The sequence below is a fragment of the Campylobacter concisus genome, assembly GCF_902460715.1.
GTDB classification, from domain to species: Bacteria; Campylobacterota; Campylobacteria; order Campylobacterales; family Campylobacteraceae; genus Campylobacter_A; species Campylobacter_A concisus_AK.
On the sequence record NZ_CABPUX010000002.1, the window covers coordinates 5,304 to 21,045 of the forward strand.

The window sequence follows — 15,742 nt, forward strand, 5'->3', positions numbered from 1 at the left end:
CTTACCTTACCACCATTATCAAGATCTTCTTTAGTGATCTCTTTCTCACCTACTTTATTTCCATTCTCATCTTTAATGATTACTTTATCACCTGGTTTTACACTGCCATCTGTTGGAACTGTAACATCTACAGTTGTCTTACCATGGTCATTGTCACCATTGGTGTTTTCATCATCAGAAATTTTGCCATCATGGTTTTTATCTTCTGGGAATTCTATCTTAGATGGTTTGTTTGGAATTCTTGTAAGATCTGGATTAATTGTTGCTGCCTCACCACCAGCATTATCGGCTGCGCCGCTTACGCCGCCTATCCTCTCAGCACCTCTTGCGCTGTTTAGATCACCTATAGAGCGGAAATTTTCATTGATATTTGAGTAGTGACCACCCTCATCAAACGACGCTGCACCAAGGCTAACGCCATCTCCACCACCAGCTGCGGCTGCGTTACCACCAGCGGCAGTCTCCTCTAGTTTTGTTAGATCCTCGCCGTTTAACAACGCTTTTTGCAAGTCACTAACATCTGCTACGGTATTTGGTTTTTCTCCTGCGGCTACATTTTCGTCAAGCTTTAACGACTCATCACCCAAGATGGTGACATCTTTGCCATTGTCCATTGAAACTACGGCTTTAGAAGAAGCTGAAGAGGTCTTTACAACCTCCCCAAGATATAAAGCGTCGCCAACTTTTAAAACGCGGCTAACGCCACTTTGATCTACAGCTACCACTAAGCCTGAGATTTGTTTGATTACTCCTACTTGAGTTTGCATGTCTATCCTTATCGTAAAATAAATTTTACGTAATTTTAAGACATTTTAATCCTCTTTGTATATTGTACTTGGGTACAGTTGTGACATTATTGTGCTGCGATAACCTCAATTTCTACAAGTGCATCTTTTGGCAAAGTCTTCACAGCTACCGTGCTTCTAGCTGGATATGGCTCTTTGAAAAATTTAGCGTATGTGACATTTACTTTAGCAAAATCTGCCATATCTGCTAAAAAGATCGTAGTCTTTACGACATTATCAAAACTAAGTCCAGCCTCAGCCAAAATGTTTTGCAAATTTGTAAGTGACTGATGCACTTGAGCCTCTACATTGCTGCCTGCAAACTCACCTGCTGGTGTGACGCCAAGCTGACCTGAGATAAATAAAAATCCATTCGCGCTAATCGCCTGAGAGTATGGTCCGATCGCTTGTGGAGCGTTTTTTGTTGAAATTTGTTTTTTCATATCTTCTCCTTTAAATTTTGGCAAAATCCTACTATAAATTTCTAAATTTTTAGGCACCAAAGGCTATAATGAGCAAAATTTCAAAAGGACAAAGATGCAAATAACCCTTGCACCAAACGAATTTTTAGATGACTACGTGCTTGGTGCTCAGCTTGCCAAAAACGCCGGTATCTCATCAAATGCCTATCTTTTTTGGAAAAATGCGATCAGCGCTAAATTTGAAAACTCACGCATCGTTTTTCTTAGAAAAAAGAGCGTCCCAGAGAAATTTAAAAGCGCACTAGAGGCTTGCACGCCATTAAATGGTCTTGTGCCAACTGGCGTTTTTTGCTCATTTACCTCGCTTGCCCCTTCGCACCTTGTCGCCAAAAATGGCTCTAAAATTTATGAGCTTTTTGAATTTCATGAAATTTGCGGTATCAAATTTTTAAATTTAAAGAAATTTTATGATGATTTCGAGCTTAACTACTCGTATAGGATTTACATCGAAAAGTGCAAATTTTTCTCGCCAGCGCCCTTTGAAAAGCGCATAAAACTAACTGAAACTATGTGTCTTGGCTACTACTAGCCACCTCGTAAACGATCAGCGCCTCAGTTTTGTAGCCCCCTATCCTATCTTTATATAGTAAAATTTCGTCGTTTTCTCTTTTGGCGTAAATTTTAATGTGAGCGGAGTTTGTGCTCTCGTCGTAGTCCTCGTAGATAAATTTAAACTCGTCCCTATCCAGCGTGATAAACTGCAGCGCCTGAAACGAAACCGCAAAGACCAACTCCTCGCTAATGCCACTTGTTCTAAATTTATCAGCTAATTTCACAACAAACGACCCCACATCGCTAAAATACTCTTCAGGGCTCTCATACTCGCTTTCAAAGACCACTATCTCATTTAGCGACCACTCATTTTGCGTCTTATTTTCTTCAAATTTCTGCCTTTTTCTTATGGCGCTTTTTAAAAATATCCCTTGTGGCTTTGAGATAAAGCCCTCGTTCAGAATTTGCTTTAGCCTTAAATTTCTAATCTCACTTTTGGTGCTCGTAAAAAATTTAAGTAGTGGCTTTGCTTGATCGTTGCAAAAAGTTTTCATTTTGGGAGAAATTCCGCTAGCTTAGGCTGCTAGCGGATCAAATTTAGATCTTTTTATAAGGCGCTTGACCGACTTCGTAGAAGTTATTGCCCTCGCAGTCGATAGCGACTATCGCTGGGAAGTCCTCTACTGTGAGTCTTGCAACTGCCTCTGGTCCTAGCTCTGGATATGCCAAGACTTCGTATTTTTTGATACTTTGGCTAATGACCGCTCCAATACCGCCGATAGCGACCATATAAACACAGCATGATTTTTTCATAGCCTCGACTACGGCGTCGTTTCGATAGCCTTTACCGATCATGCCATTTATGCCAACTTCATTGATCATAGTTGGTGTGTATTTGTCCATTCTACCGCTTGTTGTTGGGCCTGCTGCGCCGATAGCTTGGTTTGGCTTAGCTGGTGTTGGTCCGACATAGTAGATAGTCTCGCCCTTTAGCTCAACTGGTAGCTTCTCGCCACGTGCTAGAGCCTCTGTTAGCGCCTTGTGAGCGGCGTCACGAGCTGCGATGATAGTGCCTGAGATTAGGACATTGTCGCCTGCTTTTAGGCTTTTTACCACCTCTTTATCAAATGGTGCTGTTATTCTTTTGACTTCTGACATGTTATCTCCTTAAAGCTCGGCGTCTGCGTGGCGTGCAGCGTGGCAGTTGATATTTATGGCTACTGGTAGGCCTGCGATGTGAGTTGGATACCACTCGACATTTACTTTTATAGCAGTTGTATCGCCGCCAAGTCCTTGAGGACCGACGCCTGTTTTACTAGCAAGTTCAAGAAGCTCATCTTCAAGTTTTGCATATCTTGCATCGGCGTTTTTGCTATCTACTGGACGAACTGCAGCTTGTTTAGCTAGAAGTGCTGCTTTATCCATAGTGCCACCTATGCCAACGCCTATCGTCATTGGAGGGCAAGCGTTTGGTCCAGCGTATTTTACAGCCTCTAAAAATACCTTTTTAACGCCCTCTATGCCATCAGCTGGCACAAGCATTTTTAGTATTGATTTGTTCTCACTACCAAAGCCCTTTGGAGCGACTTTTATCTTTAGCTTATCGCCTGGGACGATCCTAGTGTGGATGACGGCTGGGGTGTTGTTTGTAGTGTTTTTTCTCTCAAAAAGCGGCTCAGCAACGACTGATTTTCTAAGATAGCCCTCAGTATAGCCCTTCGCAACGCCCTCATTTATCGCATCTTCGATATATCCGCCTTCTATATGCACGTCTTGACCGATCTCTACAAAGACAACCGTCATACCTGTATCTTGACAAATAGGCGCAACGCCCTCTTCTGCTAGCTTGGCATTTTGCAAAATTTTACCCAAGATATCTTTACCTAGAGATGAGCTCTCAGTGGTTTGAGCTTTTGTAAAAGCAGCCTTTAGATCTGGTGTAACGACGTAACAGGCTTGTTTGCAAAGCTTTGCAACAGTCTCTTTTATATCTTTTACGTTTACCGTTCTCATTTATCCTCCTCGTAAAAAACAATTTTTAATTATATAAATTATATGTAAAATTTAAGATTAAATTATAATATTAAATTTAATCACCCAACCTCGGTGTTTAAATACTCTTAAGCAACTTTGGATAAACTACAACAAACTTAAATTTCAAAGGAAAAGTTATGAATTCGTTAGTCATCGTGATACTTGTTATCGCAGTCATTTTTGTCTTTTTCATCAGCCTTTACAACTCACTTGTTGCAAAGCAAAACCAAGTAAAAAGCGTGGAGGCTGGTATTGACGCGCAGCTAAAAAGAAGATATGACCTCATACCAAATTTAGTAGCCACTGCAAAAGAGTACATGGTGCATGAAAAGGGCTTGCTAGAAAACATCACTGCCCTTAGAGAGAGTGCTAGAAGTGCATCAACAAATGAGGAGAAATTTGAGCTAAATAACAAAATTTCAGGCTTGTTAAATGGCTTAAGAGTGAGCGTAGAAAACTATCCTGATCTAAAAGCAAATCAAAATTTACTTCAAATTCAAAGCACTTTAAACGAGATTGAAGAGCAAATTTCAGCTGCCAGACGTGCTTACAACTCAGCTGTTGAAATTTACAACAACGCCACGCAGATGTTTCCTTCAAACATAGTAGCTTCAATGTTTGGCTTTCACAAAGATGTGTTTTTTGATATCCCTGAAAATGAAGCAGTTGCTCCAAACGTCGGTGATCTTTTTAAAAAATAAGGCATAAAAAATGCAAGCAGACGAACTAAAGGGCATCGATCTAAGCGACCTTGACGAGCTTGAAAAAGAGCGTCTTGCTATGGGGCAAAAAGCCTTTAAAATGATCGTTTATGGCTTTCTTGGCATCATAGTTATAAGTGGTTTTTTGGCATCACTGCACCTTGGAAATTTATTTTTCTTTTTGCTAATCGGCGGAGTTTTTTATCTTGGCAAGACGATAAATGGGCTAAAAAACGAGCTTATAGCAAAATTTAAACAAAAAGTAGTTGGCGTCATCGTAAAAAACTATGGTCTAAATTTCAGCGCAAATGGCGGACTAAGTTTGAACGATTTTTTAAAAATTTATGACGCCGATGTAAATAGACACTACGCAGAAGATATGATCTACGGACAGATCGATAACACGCAGTTTAAGCTTTGCGATTTTTATGCAGCAAAAGAGGTAAAAGGTGAGAAACGCACCACTACAACGGTAAAATTTCAAGGAATTTTGCTAAAGGCTGAGTTTAAAAAAGAGCTAAACGCCACGATCTATGTCTGTGATAAGAAGCGAACATCTGATCTAAGAAGCGAGGGCGAGCTAGCGACGATGGATAATCCTAAATTTAATGAGCTTTTTAAGACCTACACGACCGATCAGATCGCTGCAAGATATGCTCTGACGCCAAAGCTGATGGAAAATTTAACCACTCTAAGAACTAAATTTAATGCCCCACTCTCGGCAGTGTTTTTAAAAAATGAAATTTTCATCGCGATCGACCTTAGAAAGGATAGCTTTGAGCCTGATCTTAAAAAGCCAATAAACAGCAACGAGAGCGTGCAAAACTACATCTCTAGCATCAGTGACTTTTCGCAGATCATGCGCGATCTGGAGCTAAATAAAAACATCTGGAAGAGCTAAATTTATAAAATGCCAGATAAGACAAAGCTCAAAGAAGGCGACATATTTTACGTCTATAATGACTACTACAAGAAATTTTTCTTTGGCAAGATCTTAGCTGATATCATGAACCGTTTTGTAAAGCGAGCGAATGAGGGGCTTCTTTGGCCGCTTGATTTTTTTAGTGACTGCTACTTGGTTGCTGTTTATAAAGATATAGCAGATACGCCAGTGCTAAAAAGCCGTGAATTTATCATCCCAGGAAGCTTCATCTACAAAAGCAGTTTCAACCGCAAAAATAAAGACGCTATAAAGTGGGTCTATTATGATCACGAAGATATCAACTACAAAGAGCTAGAATTTCCAGAGTATCTCATCAGTAGCAATGATAAAATTTGCCTAGAGAGGGGAGAGCTTAGCATACCAACTGGCTTAACTCGCGCGCAATATGAGAATGAATTTAACATTACTGGCACTAAAACTGGCGGCATAAACTACTCAAATGCCCTGCTCTTACAAGGTTTGTCAGCGTATAAAAAGAATATAGACTATAGCGATCTTCGCCTTTTGCCAGAGCTTCGCAAAAAGATATATGAGATGATAGGCGAGGACCAAGACGCGCCCTACTACGAGCTAGCATTAAAGCACGGCAAAGATCTAGCACGCTTTTATCAAGATAAATTTACACATAAAAATAGATAAGCAAATTTAGCTATAAAAGAGCTATTAAGAGGCATTTTAAAATTTAACAAAAGAAATTTGGCTCTCTTGTTGCAGCCTAGATAAGCGCGATAATGACGAAATTTCGTGACATCAAATCTCCCCGCCAAGGCTAATAAACTTTAGTAAATTTAAATATCACAAGCAATATTACTCGGCTACTTTTGCAAGAAGCTAATAAATTTAAAACTAGCAAGCCATTTTAAAATTTATAACCAAATTTACAAAAAAGCGGTGCTAACGTTTTAGAGATCTATTTAAAAAGGTAGTACCACTTTAAATTTTGTGGTTTTAAAAGCTAAATTTGATGGCTTAGAGTTTTTAAAAAGCGCGATGCCACTTAAATTTTCCCTATTTTTTATTATGTGAGGTTAAATTTAATGGCTCAAAAAGCCATTAAATTTATAAACTAAGCCTGAGCAGGCTCCTCTTCTTCTTTTATCTTTTTTCTAACTTTTACACGTGAGATGCTAGCTCCATCCATCTTTCTCACTTCGTAGTAGCAGTTTTCATCCTCGATCTTATCCCCAACTACTGGCAAACGACCGATAAGGTTAAAGACATATCCGCCGATAGTGACTTGATCGGTCTCTTCATCAAAGCTTATGCCAAGAAGCTCCTCAACGCTCTCTAGATCGTATCTGCCTTGGAATTCATAGATGTTTTCATTTATCTTTTTGTAGTGTTGATCAACCTCGTCGTGCTCGTCGTTAAAGTCGCCAAGCACCTCCTCCATGATGTCCTCCATCGTAAGAAGTCCAGCCGTGCCGCCGTACTCATCAACGACAAGTGCCGCTGAAATTTGCTCCTTATTCATCATCACAAGCACCTTTGATATAGAAAGGCTCTCAGGCACGATGACAAATTTACGCACGATAGCGTCAAAACTCTTCTCTTTATCCTCGCTAAAGTGTAGCTGTAAGATATCTCTAATGTGTATCATGCCCAAAATGATATCTTTTGAGCCGTCTATATAAGGATAGCGAGTATATTTTGACTCAAAAACGACTTGTAAATTCTCTTCAAAGCTCTTTTGTTTGTTTATACAGATCATGTCACGTCTTGGCGTCATAACCTCTTTTGCGACCGTGTCACTAAAATCAACTGCATTTTTGATAAGCTCAGTCTCAAAACTATCAAGTACGCCACCCTTTAAGCTCTCGCCAACGATGATCTTGATCTCCTCTTCAGAGTGCGCTAGCTCATTCTCTTTTGCTGGCTGGATACCTAAAATTTTAAGTCCAGATGTAGCTAGGATATCAAAAAGCTTTATGATAGGCGAGAAAAGTATCCAGAAAAAGTGAAGCGGACGAGCGATTTTAAGCACTGCTGATTCTGATTTGGCTATGGCGACTGACTTTGGTACAAGCTCGCCCATAACGACGTGAAGCAGCGTGATAAGAGTAAATGCGATCGCAAAGCCGACTGTATGAACTAAGATATCGCTAAGATTAAAAACATTTTTAAGTGGGGCTTCTATGAGCCTTGCGACTGCTGGCTCACCGATCCAACCAAGGGCGAGTGAGCTTAGCGTGATGCCAAGCTGAGTGGCGCTAAGATAGGTATCAAGCTTGTTTGACATCTCAAAGGCAAGCTGGGCGTTTGGCTTTTTCTCTTTGATAAGCTCTTCAAGCCTAGACTTGCGAACCTTGACAAGGGAAAATTCCGACAAAACAAAAAATGCGTTTAGTAAAATGAATATAATGGCAAGTATTACCATTAAAAGCGAGTTATCGCTACTGGGGTACAATTATGATCCTTAAGAGTTAAAAATTTTGGCTGATTATAGCGAATTTATATTTAGCGGTCAAATTAGCCACGCCCAAAAGTAACAACGTTTCTTAAATTTAAGATTTATAAAAAGTTCTTAAATCATATTTTGGTAACATTATTTTCATCACTAAATTTATGGATTTTACAATGAGCAAAAAGAATTTTTCATCACGCTGGGCGTTTATACTAGCCTCAGTTGGTTCAGCCGTTGGTATGGCAAATGTTTGGGGCTTTCCTTACAAGCTTGGCACAAATGGTGGTGGAGCATTTTTACTCATCTACATCTTTTTTGTGGCACTTTTTTCTTACGTTGGCTTAAGCGCTGAGTATGCGATCGGCAGGCGAGCAAAGACTGGTACGCTAGGATCATATAAATTTGCTTGGAAAAGTAGAAATTTAGGCGTCATCGGCAGTATCATCGGCTGGCTTCCACTTGCTGGCTCACTTTGCATAGCCATCGGCTACGCTGTCATCATCGCTTACGTGCTAAAGGCCCTTACTCAGGCGCTTACTGGCTCATTTATGAGTGTTGATACAAATGTTTGGTTTAACTCATTTGCGCTTCATGAGTACTCAGTCTTGCCCTATCACTTCATAGTCATTATTGGCACGCTTCTTACGCTATTTTTTGGAGCAAAAAGCATCGAAAAGACTAATAAAATAATGATGCCGCTATTTTTCGTGCTATTTGCCATTTTGGCTATAAATGTCGCGATGCTTCCAAACGCACTTGAGGGATATAAATTTCTATTTATCCCTGATTTTAGCAAGCTTGAAGATCCGATGGTGTGGGTCACTGCGATGGGTCAAGCCTTTTTTTCTCTCTCTATCACGGGTTCTGGCATGATAGTTTATGGAGCATACCTTTCAAAGGATGAAGACATCGTAGAAAGCGCCAAAACTACGGCATTTTTTGATACGCTTGCAGCGCTTGTTGCAGCACTTGTCATGATCCCAGCGGTCTTTGCCTACGCTATGGATCCAGCTGAGGGTCCAAAGCTACTTTTCGTAACGCTTCCTAAAATTTTACAAAATATGATCGGCGGTCAAATTTTTGCGATCATACTATTTACCGCAGTCATCTTTGGCGGTATCACCTCACTTCAAAATATGTTTGAGGTCGTGGCTGAGTCGCTTATGCATAAATTCCCGCGCCTTAGCAGATTTTGGGTGCTTGCGCTGCTTTGTGTAGTTTGTTTTGGGGTTGGAGCGTTTATGGAACCTATTAGTAGCTGGGGGCCTTGGATGGACTTTGTCTCTATCTACATCATCCCAATCGGCGCAGTCATCGGCGCAATATCTTGGTTTTGGATCATTAAAAAAGAAGAAATTTTAGACGAGGTAAATTCAGGAGCAAATAAAACTTACGGCTCATTTTGGTATTTTGTAGGTAAATTTATCTATGTGCCAATAGCCTTTTTGCTCTGCATTATCGCCATTAGCAAGGGAATTTCTTTTTAACTTAGCCCATCAAAAGACGAGCTAAGTCAAAATTTGAAGTTATTTTAGCTTTTTAGAGCCGATATAAGTAGCAAAGACCTCTTGCGAGCCATCTTTTTTAAAGAGTATGACGTCATATTGCTCGGCTTTGCCGCCTTGCTCCATACCCTGACTCTCCATGGGCATGCCAGGCACTGCGATACCAACGACATCTTTTGGTTTAAGCTCAAGCAGGCGCTTGACCTCATCAGCTGGCACGTGACCCTCGATAACGTAGCCATCAACGATAGCTGTGTGGCAGCTTGAAAGCTCTAGTGGCACATGAAATTCTTTTTTGACCTTGACCATGTCATCTACTTTTATGGTCTCTTCGCTAAAGCCAGCCTTTTGCATAGCATTGGCCCAGTTGCCACAACAACCACAAGTTGGGCTTTTATAGACCTTCATATCGGCCGCAAGCGCCAATGTCGCACAAAGACTAAGAGCTAAAAATGCAAATTTCTTCATCATTTTCCTTTACGTTAAAATTTGCAAAATGATATAGTTTGGGTTTAAATTTTATATAAATGCTTAAACCTTGCCTGCTATAATTGCCAAAATTTACAAAAGGCACTTTATGTTTTCATCATTCTTCAAAGACAAAAAATGGGCGCTTTGGGCTTACGGCGGAGCGATATTTATCATCTTGCTGCTTGTCTATCAAACGCACCTAAACGTCCGCATCAACGAGTGGTATAAAAATTTCTACGACATCGTGCAAAACTCAAAAGATCACAAAGTAGATGAGTTTTGGCGCGAGATATTAAATTTCATAAAGATCGCCATGCCTTACGTCGTGACCTACACGGTGATATCGTTCTTTGCGAGCCACTGGGTCTTTCGCTGGAGGGAGGCGATGACCTTTAAATACCTCAAATTTTGGCGAAACTGCCAAAATGACATCGAGGGTAGCTCGCAGCGTATCCAAGAGGATGTCTACCGCTTTGCTAAGATCATGGAGAGCCTTGGCGTGCAGGTTTTAAAGGCATTTATGACGCTCATCGCCTTTATACCGGTGCTTTGGGAGCTAAGCAAGAGCGTGAGCCTACCTTACATCAAAGATATCAATGGCTCGCTAGTTTATATCGCACTGCTAATTAGCATCGGAGGCCTCATCGTATCGTGGTTTGTAGGCATAAAGCTACCACACCTTGAGTATAACAACCAAAAAGCAGAGGCGGCCTTTAGAAAAGAGCTAGTTTATGGCGAGGATGATAAGCTCAAATTTTGCCAGCCAAACGTCATGCTAGAGCTTTTTACAGGGGTGAAGCTAAACTACTACAAGCTATTTTTGCACTACGGCTACTTCAATCTTTGGCTCATCTCGTTTTCGCAAATTTTAGTCATCGTGCCTTACATCATCATGGGAAATGGCCTATTTAGCGGTGTCATCACGCTTGGTGTTTTGATCCAAGCTAGCAACGCTTTCTCGCAGGTCAGAGAGAGTTTTAGCGTCTTTATCGATAACTGGACGACGATAACGGAGCTAAGATCGGTCAATAAGCGTTTGAGAGAATTTGAGAGAAATATAGACTATAAAGCGTAGGGGTTAAATCATTTAAATTTTTAATTTATGCGGACATAAATCAAGCAACACACAACATGCGCTTTATCGTCAGGCAAGTGTCAGGCAAATTTTAAAATTTACAAGCGAGCATATCACGGCTCTAAATTTAGTGGCGAGTGGTTACGAGACCTAAATTTAGTAGTCTGCTAAGGCGAGTGAGTAAAGTTTTAAAATTTGCAAATTTGTTTTATCAAGTCAAATAAGTGTCAAGCAAATTTTAAAATTTCATGAACGAGTAATTTCGGCTCTAAAATTTGAGCTAAGCTGTAAGCGAAGCCAAATTTTAGTAGTCAATTCTTGCGAGTGAATGGAATTTTAAAATTTGTAAGAATAGCTTGATTAAATTTGTAAATTTCTTTTTATTCAAAAGGGTGACAAGAGGACTTGAATTACGGTCTGCTTGCAGTTGCGAGCTAGCGAAGCAAAGCCGTCCCATTATCCCCCTTTTTAAATCCCCCGTCTGCTCGCAGTTACGAGACGAAGTCGAAGTAAAAACCCCTCGCACGTTAGAAGTGACATGCGATAGCACTATCGTACCGCATGCGTTTTATGCCAAAGGAGTTTATAACAAATTTTAAAATTTCATGAGCGAGTAATTTTAGTAGTCAATTCTTGCGAGTGAATGAAGTTTTAAAATTTGTAAAAAATAAAACCAGCCCTAAATTTAAATTTCACCCCTCGTTTAACAATGCATATCCAACTCAGGCTATAATACGCCAAATTTTAATCCAAAAAGGATGAAAATGAAAAAAATTTTACTTACGTTATTAACAGCTAGCATGCTTATCACAGGCTGCACGAGCGTCACAAAGTCAGGCGTCGTGGGCGCAGATCGCAAGCAGTTCATGCTAGTATCTTCTGAAGCGATGGAGCAAAGCTCGGCTCAAGCTTATGTCAAGACGCTCACAGCTGCTAGAAGCAAGGGCGAGCTAAATGTCGATCCGATCCTCACAAAAAGGGTTCAAGATATCGCAAAAAGGCTGATCGCGCAAACTGGCGTTTTTAGAGAGGACGCCTTAAAATGGAAGTGGCAAGTAAATGTCATCAACGAAGATACGCTAAATGCTTGGTGCATGCCAGGCGGCAGGATCGTCGTTTATAGCGGTATTATTAAAAAGCTAAATTTGACAGATGCACAGCTAGCAGCGGTCATGGGTCACGAGATCGCCCACGCACTTAGAGAGCACGGCAGAGAGCAAGCTAGCACTGACCAGCTAACAGGCATTGGCATCCTTGCGGTAGCAACTGTTGCTGGTCTTGGCGATCTTGGAGCAAGTGCATTAGGCTTAGCCACGCAATACACCATCTCAATGCCATTTTCTCGCTCACACGAGACCGAGGCCGATCGTATCGGCACTGAGCTAATGGCAAGAGCTGGATATGATCCAAAAGAGGCGGTCGAAGTTTGGGTCAAGATGAGCAAGATGAATGTCGGTAAAATACCTGAAATCTTAAGCACTCACCCATCAAACGAGAGCAGGATCAAGGATCTAAAAGAGGTCGCAGCAAAGCTTGAGCCAGTATATCAAGCAGCCAAAAAAGGTTAGGCTTAATCGAGCGAGCAAATTTAAGCGACCTTGAAGCGATCACGCAAATTTATAACGAATACATCTTAGAAAGAACTGCGACTGCTGATATGCGGCCAGTTAGCACAAAGGAGCGAGAGCCTTGGTTTAACGCCCACGGCGGCTCGCGCCCTATCTTTATCTACAAAGAAAATGATGAAATTTTAGGCTACTGCTCGCTAAGTGACTTTAGTCCCAAGATCGCTTACGATATAAGCGTAGAGATAAGCATCTATGTCGCTAAAAAAGCCCTTAAAAAGGGCATCGGCAAGCAGCTTTTAGCCCACAGCCTAAATGAAGCTAGAGGGCTAAATTTAAAAAACATCATCGCACTAATCTTTAGCAAAAACGAAGCGAGCCTTGGGCTGTTTTTGAAATTTGGCTTTAAAAAATGGGGCGAACTGCCTGGCGTTTGCCTAATGGATGGCGAGTATAAAGATGTCGTTATCTTGGGGTTAAAGCTCTAAAAGCCAAGCATTAAGCAAATGAAGATATAATCACCTTCTTCTTGGGTAGATGTCCGAGCGGTTTAAGGAGCACGCCTGGAACGCGTGTGTGGGGCAACTCACCGAGAGTTCGAATCTCTCTCTGCCCGCCATAAATTTGACAAAATTTATTCTATTGCCCCAATACAAAAAGAAATTTAAAGGATCAAAATGATCGAACACCTAATGCTATTTTTTGCACTGCTAGCTATCATCATCGCTTTGGTGATGGTCTCAAACAGCCTAAAAGTAGCCTATCCGGTGCTTTTAGTTTTGGGCGGTCTTGCCATTAGCTTTGTGCCAAATTTACCCACCATCAGGATCGATCCAGAGCTTATTTTCATCATATTTTTACCGCCACTTCTTTATGAGGCTGCGTGGGCAAACTCACTAAAAGAGCTCTATAAATGGCGCCGTACGATCGGCAGTTTCGCCTTTATCGTGGTTTTCATAAGCGCAGCAGCAGTTGCTTTGATAGCAAATTTAGTGATCCCTGGCTTCTCGCTCGCCCTTGGCTTCATGCTTGGCGCCATCGTCTCGCCACCAGACGCGGTGAGCACGGCAGCTATCCTTAAATTTGTCAAAGCCCCGCGCAGGATCAGCGCTATTTTAGAAGGCGAGAGCCTTTTAAATGACGCATCATCGCTCATCATCTTTCGCTTTGCCGCAGTGGCAGTGACAACTGGGCAGTTTATCTGGTACAAGGCGGCTGCAAGCTTTGTCTGGATGGTGGCTGGCGGTGTTTTGGTCGGTCTTGTGGTGGCATTAGTAGCCTACTTTTTGCATAAGACCTTGCCAACCGATGAGAACAGCGATACGATCATGACGATCACGACGCCTTATGTTATGTATATTTTAGCTGAGGAGCTTGGCGCGAGCGGCGTTTTGGCGGTAGTTTGCGGCGGACTTTACCTCTCGACAAAACGAAACGAAATTTTAACCGCTTCAACAAGGATCCACGCTTTCCCCGTTTGGTACAACCTTATTTTCTTACTAAACGGCCTTGCCTTTACCATGATCGGCCTTGATCTGCCTGAAATTTTAGCAGGGCTAAAGCGTAGCGGCGTCTCGCTCTTTGAGGCGGTCTCTTACGGCGTTTTGGTCACTGCCGTGCTCATCGTTATCCGCCTCATGGCCTCTTATGGCGCTGTTTATATCACGATGTTTATGAAGCGCTTTATCAGCGTGGCGGACGATCGCAACCCTGGCAAAGCCGCACCATTGATCGTCGGTTGGGCGGGCATGAGGGGCGTAGTCTCGCTAGCTACGGCACTCTCTATCCCCGCCATGGCTGGTAGCGAGCCGTTTCCGCATAGAGATCTCATCTTGTTTATAACATTTGTCGTTATCTTGCTAACGCTCGTAGTTCAGGGACTAACTCTGCCGCTACTTATAAAAAGTGTCAAATTTCCAGACTTTAACGACCACATGCCAAATGAGCTTGCAAGGATCAAGATAAAAAAGGCACTTGCCGAGGCTTCGCTTAAATTTCAAAGCGAGAAATTTTGCAATGAGGAGAATTTCTTGTTCCAAAAACTCAAAGAAGTTTGGAATTTCGAGCTTTCAAATGAAAATTTCGAGATCAGCGACGAGGTCAGGCAGACCTATTTTGAGATCCTAAATGAGCAGCGAAAGGCGCTTCGTGAGCTAAACAAAGACCCAAAAATCGACGAAGAGATCATCAGGATCTTTTTGTATCACATCGACCTTGAGGAGCGAAGGTGGCAGGAGCATAGCGAGTACTAAAATTTTCTCCCGACGCTGCAGCTTACCGCGCCGCAAAATCTCTTACCAAATTTGGCTTCGACGATGAGAACGAGTACGAAAAATATCTTCTCATCGTTCATGCGTGCGATCTGACGCAAAGTCTGGCTGGGACTATTAAATTTAACATCATTTTCGCGCAAACTCTTGCAAAACTCAGTCTCGTCAAAGCCAAGCATGCGTGAAATTTCACTGATAGTGTAAGGCTCAAGCGAGGCGATGATGCGGTCCATGTTGCAGATCGTTGGATTTTTGCGGTGCGTGGCGACATCGATCATCTCATTTATGAGCTTTACTAGCTTTCTTCTGCGGTTAAAAAGGTGCAAGATCACAGCACAAACGATCAAAGCTCCTGCAAATTTGTGCGCGCTCATCATCCACTCACTATAATCACCCATGGCGAAATTTAGCCCAGTAAATGCAAGCAGACAGATCCCACAAGCAAGAGCGCAAACAAGACAAAATTTATATATCACTTCTACTTTTAGCAATGCAAATTCCTTATTTTTTTTTGAAATTATACACCTACTATGCAAAAAATGAAGGGTATGAAATAAGACTTTGTATATTTAAAAGAAACAACTCCTCTTTGTGTAAGCGGAAAAGCCAGAAAAGGGGGAAGCAAAGTCTTAACCGCTACAAAAAGGAGGGTCCGTTTAGGACGATGAAATGTTATTATTTAAATATAAATTTTAATGAAATTTTTAGTTAATAAAAAAGAAATTCTGAGTAATACTAAAGTAAATCACGATATTTAGGCATTTTCTAAAGAAATTTCTCTTTTAGAAAGGTAAAAATATATGCTTTGTGTGAAAGCAAAAATCACATTTGAAATTTCATTTTTATTACTATTAAACATGGTTTGTAATGTTTAATTTAGCGACGTAAAAAGGTATCTCGCTAAATGCGCTTAAAAACTCGGACAAATTTTAAAATTTCATGAACGAGTAATTTCGGCTCTAAAATTTGAGCTAAGCTGTAAGCGAAGCCAAATTTTAGTAGTCAATTCTTGCGA

Annotated in this window: 17 protein-coding genes and 1 tRNA gene; 10 read left to right on the forward strand and 8 right to left on the reverse strand. The window is 41.3% G+C overall.

Annotation, left to right across the window (positions count from 1 at the left end):
- Positions 1–767, reverse strand: a 767-nt coding sequence (locus F3G91_RS05835; RefSeq protein WP_149701327.1) for a retention module-containing protein, incomplete at its 3' end; no start/stop codon positions are given.
- 86 nt (positions 768–853) lie between these two features.
- Positions 854–1,228, reverse strand: coding sequence for a RidA family protein (locus F3G91_RS05840; RefSeq protein ID WP_149701000.1), 375 nt, complete (start codon positions 1,226–1,228; stop codon positions 854–856).
- A gap of 94 nt (positions 1,229–1,322) precedes the next feature.
- Between F3G91_RS05840 and cheQ the strand changes: the two genes are divergently transcribed.
- Positions 1,323–1,796: a cheVAW transcriptional regulator CheQ gene (gene cheQ / locus F3G91_RS05845; RefSeq protein WP_103631197.1), complete on the forward strand. Its 474-nt coding sequence runs from the start codon at positions 1,323–1,325 to the stop codon at positions 1,794–1,796.
- On the opposite strand, the gene F3G91_RS05850 is transcribed toward cheQ, so the two are convergent.
- From F3G91_RS05850 to F3G91_RS05860, 3 genes are read right to left on the reverse strand one after another with little or no spacing between them, the layout of a single operon-like run.
- Complete coding sequence (locus F3G91_RS05850) at positions 1,774–2,313, reverse strand: L-cystine-binding protein TcyA (RefSeq protein WP_149701001.1); 540 nt, start codon at positions 2,311–2,313, stop codon at positions 1,774–1,776. The two genes, cheQ and F3G91_RS05850, sit on opposite strands and share 23 nt — an antisense overlap.
- Positions 2,314–2,356: 43 nt before the next feature.
- Positions 2,357–2,917, reverse strand: coding sequence for a Fe-S-containing hydro-lyase (locus F3G91_RS05855; protein WP_021092611.1), 561 nt, complete (start codon positions 2,915–2,917; stop codon positions 2,357–2,359).
- 9 nt (positions 2,918–2,926) lie between these two features.
- Complete coding sequence (locus tag F3G91_RS05860; protein WP_009295312.1) at positions 2,927–3,772, reverse strand: fumarate hydratase; 846 nt, start codon at positions 3,770–3,772, stop codon at positions 2,927–2,929.
- Positions 3,773–3,930: 158 nt separating this feature from the next.
- Between F3G91_RS05860 and F3G91_RS05865 the strand changes: the two genes are divergently transcribed.
- The 3 genes from F3G91_RS05865 to F3G91_RS05875 are packed head-to-tail and all read left to right on the forward strand — an operon-like array spanning position 3,931 to position 6,076.
- Complete coding sequence (locus F3G91_RS05865; RefSeq protein WP_149701002.1) at positions 3,931–4,494, forward strand: LemA family protein; 564 nt, start codon at positions 3,931–3,933, stop codon at positions 4,492–4,494.
- Between the two features lie 10 nt (positions 4,495–4,504).
- The gene (locus F3G91_RS05870) at positions 4,505–5,395 is read left to right on the forward strand and encodes a DUF3137 domain-containing protein (RefSeq protein WP_149701003.1); all 891 of its coding nucleotides are present in this window, start codon (positions 4,505–4,507) and stop codon (positions 5,393–5,395) included.
- Between the two features lie 9 nt (positions 5,396–5,404).
- A complete protein-coding gene (locus F3G91_RS05875; RefSeq protein ID WP_149701004.1) occupies positions 5,405–6,076 on the forward strand; it encodes a sugar transporter in 672 nt (223 codons plus the stop codon).
- A gap of 427 nt (positions 6,077–6,503) precedes the next feature.
- On the opposite strand, the gene F3G91_RS05880 is transcribed toward F3G91_RS05875, so the two are convergent.
- On the reverse strand, positions 6,504–7,844 hold the full coding sequence (locus F3G91_RS05880; RefSeq protein ID WP_021086551.1) for a hemolysin family protein: 1,341 nt from the start codon (positions 7,842–7,844) through the stop codon (positions 6,504–6,506).
- Between the two features lie 170 nt (positions 7,845–8,014).
- Here F3G91_RS05880 and F3G91_RS05885 point away from each other — a divergent pair, with 170 nt between their 5' ends.
- On the forward strand, positions 8,015–9,328 hold the full coding sequence (locus F3G91_RS05885; protein WP_149701005.1) for a sodium-dependent transporter: 1,314 nt from the start codon (positions 8,015–8,017) through the stop codon (positions 9,326–9,328).
- A gap of 39 nt (positions 9,329–9,367) precedes the next feature.
- Here F3G91_RS05885 and F3G91_RS05890 read toward each other — a convergent pair whose 3' ends face one another.
- Complete coding sequence (locus tag F3G91_RS05890; RefSeq protein ID WP_021090169.1) at positions 9,368–9,814, reverse strand: DUF411 domain-containing protein; 447 nt, start codon at positions 9,812–9,814, stop codon at positions 9,368–9,370.
- Between the two features lie 109 nt (positions 9,815–9,923).
- Here F3G91_RS05890 and F3G91_RS05895 point away from each other — a divergent pair, with 109 nt between their 5' ends.
- The 5 genes from F3G91_RS05895 to F3G91_RS05915 all read left to right on the forward strand — a co-directional run bounded on the left by F3G91_RS05895 (position 9,924) and on the right by F3G91_RS05915 (position 14,709).
- Positions 9,924–10,892 (forward strand): putative transporter, encoded by a 969-nt coding sequence (locus F3G91_RS05895; protein ID WP_103645479.1) that lies wholly within the window; start codon positions 9,924–9,926, stop codon positions 10,890–10,892.
- A gap of 764 nt (positions 10,893–11,656) precedes the next feature.
- On the forward strand, positions 11,657–12,460 hold the full coding sequence (locus F3G91_RS05900; RefSeq protein ID WP_002941664.1) for a M48 family metallopeptidase: 804 nt from the start codon (positions 11,657–11,659) through the stop codon (positions 12,458–12,460).
- Positions 12,461–12,465: 5 nt separating this feature from the next.
- A complete protein-coding gene (locus tag F3G91_RS05905; protein ID WP_223227854.1) occupies positions 12,466–12,945 on the forward strand; it encodes a GNAT family N-acetyltransferase in 480 nt (159 codons plus the stop codon).
- Between the two features lie 43 nt (positions 12,946–12,988).
- Positions 12,989–13,076: transfer RNA gene (locus tag F3G91_RS05910), tRNA-Ser, on the forward strand.
- Between the two features lie 58 nt (positions 13,077–13,134).
- Entirely contained in the window at positions 13,135–14,709 is a 1,575-nt protein-coding gene (locus F3G91_RS05915) for a Na+/H+ antiporter (protein WP_149701007.1), read from the forward strand.
- Here F3G91_RS05915 and F3G91_RS05920 read toward each other — a convergent pair.
- Positions 14,706–15,218, reverse strand: a complete 513-nt coding sequence (locus tag F3G91_RS05920) for a chemotaxis protein (protein ID WP_149701008.1) — start codon at positions 15,216–15,218, stop codon at positions 14,706–14,708. The two genes, F3G91_RS05915 and F3G91_RS05920, sit on opposite strands and share 4 nt — an antisense overlap.
- Positions 15,219–15,742: the final 524 nt, after the last annotated feature.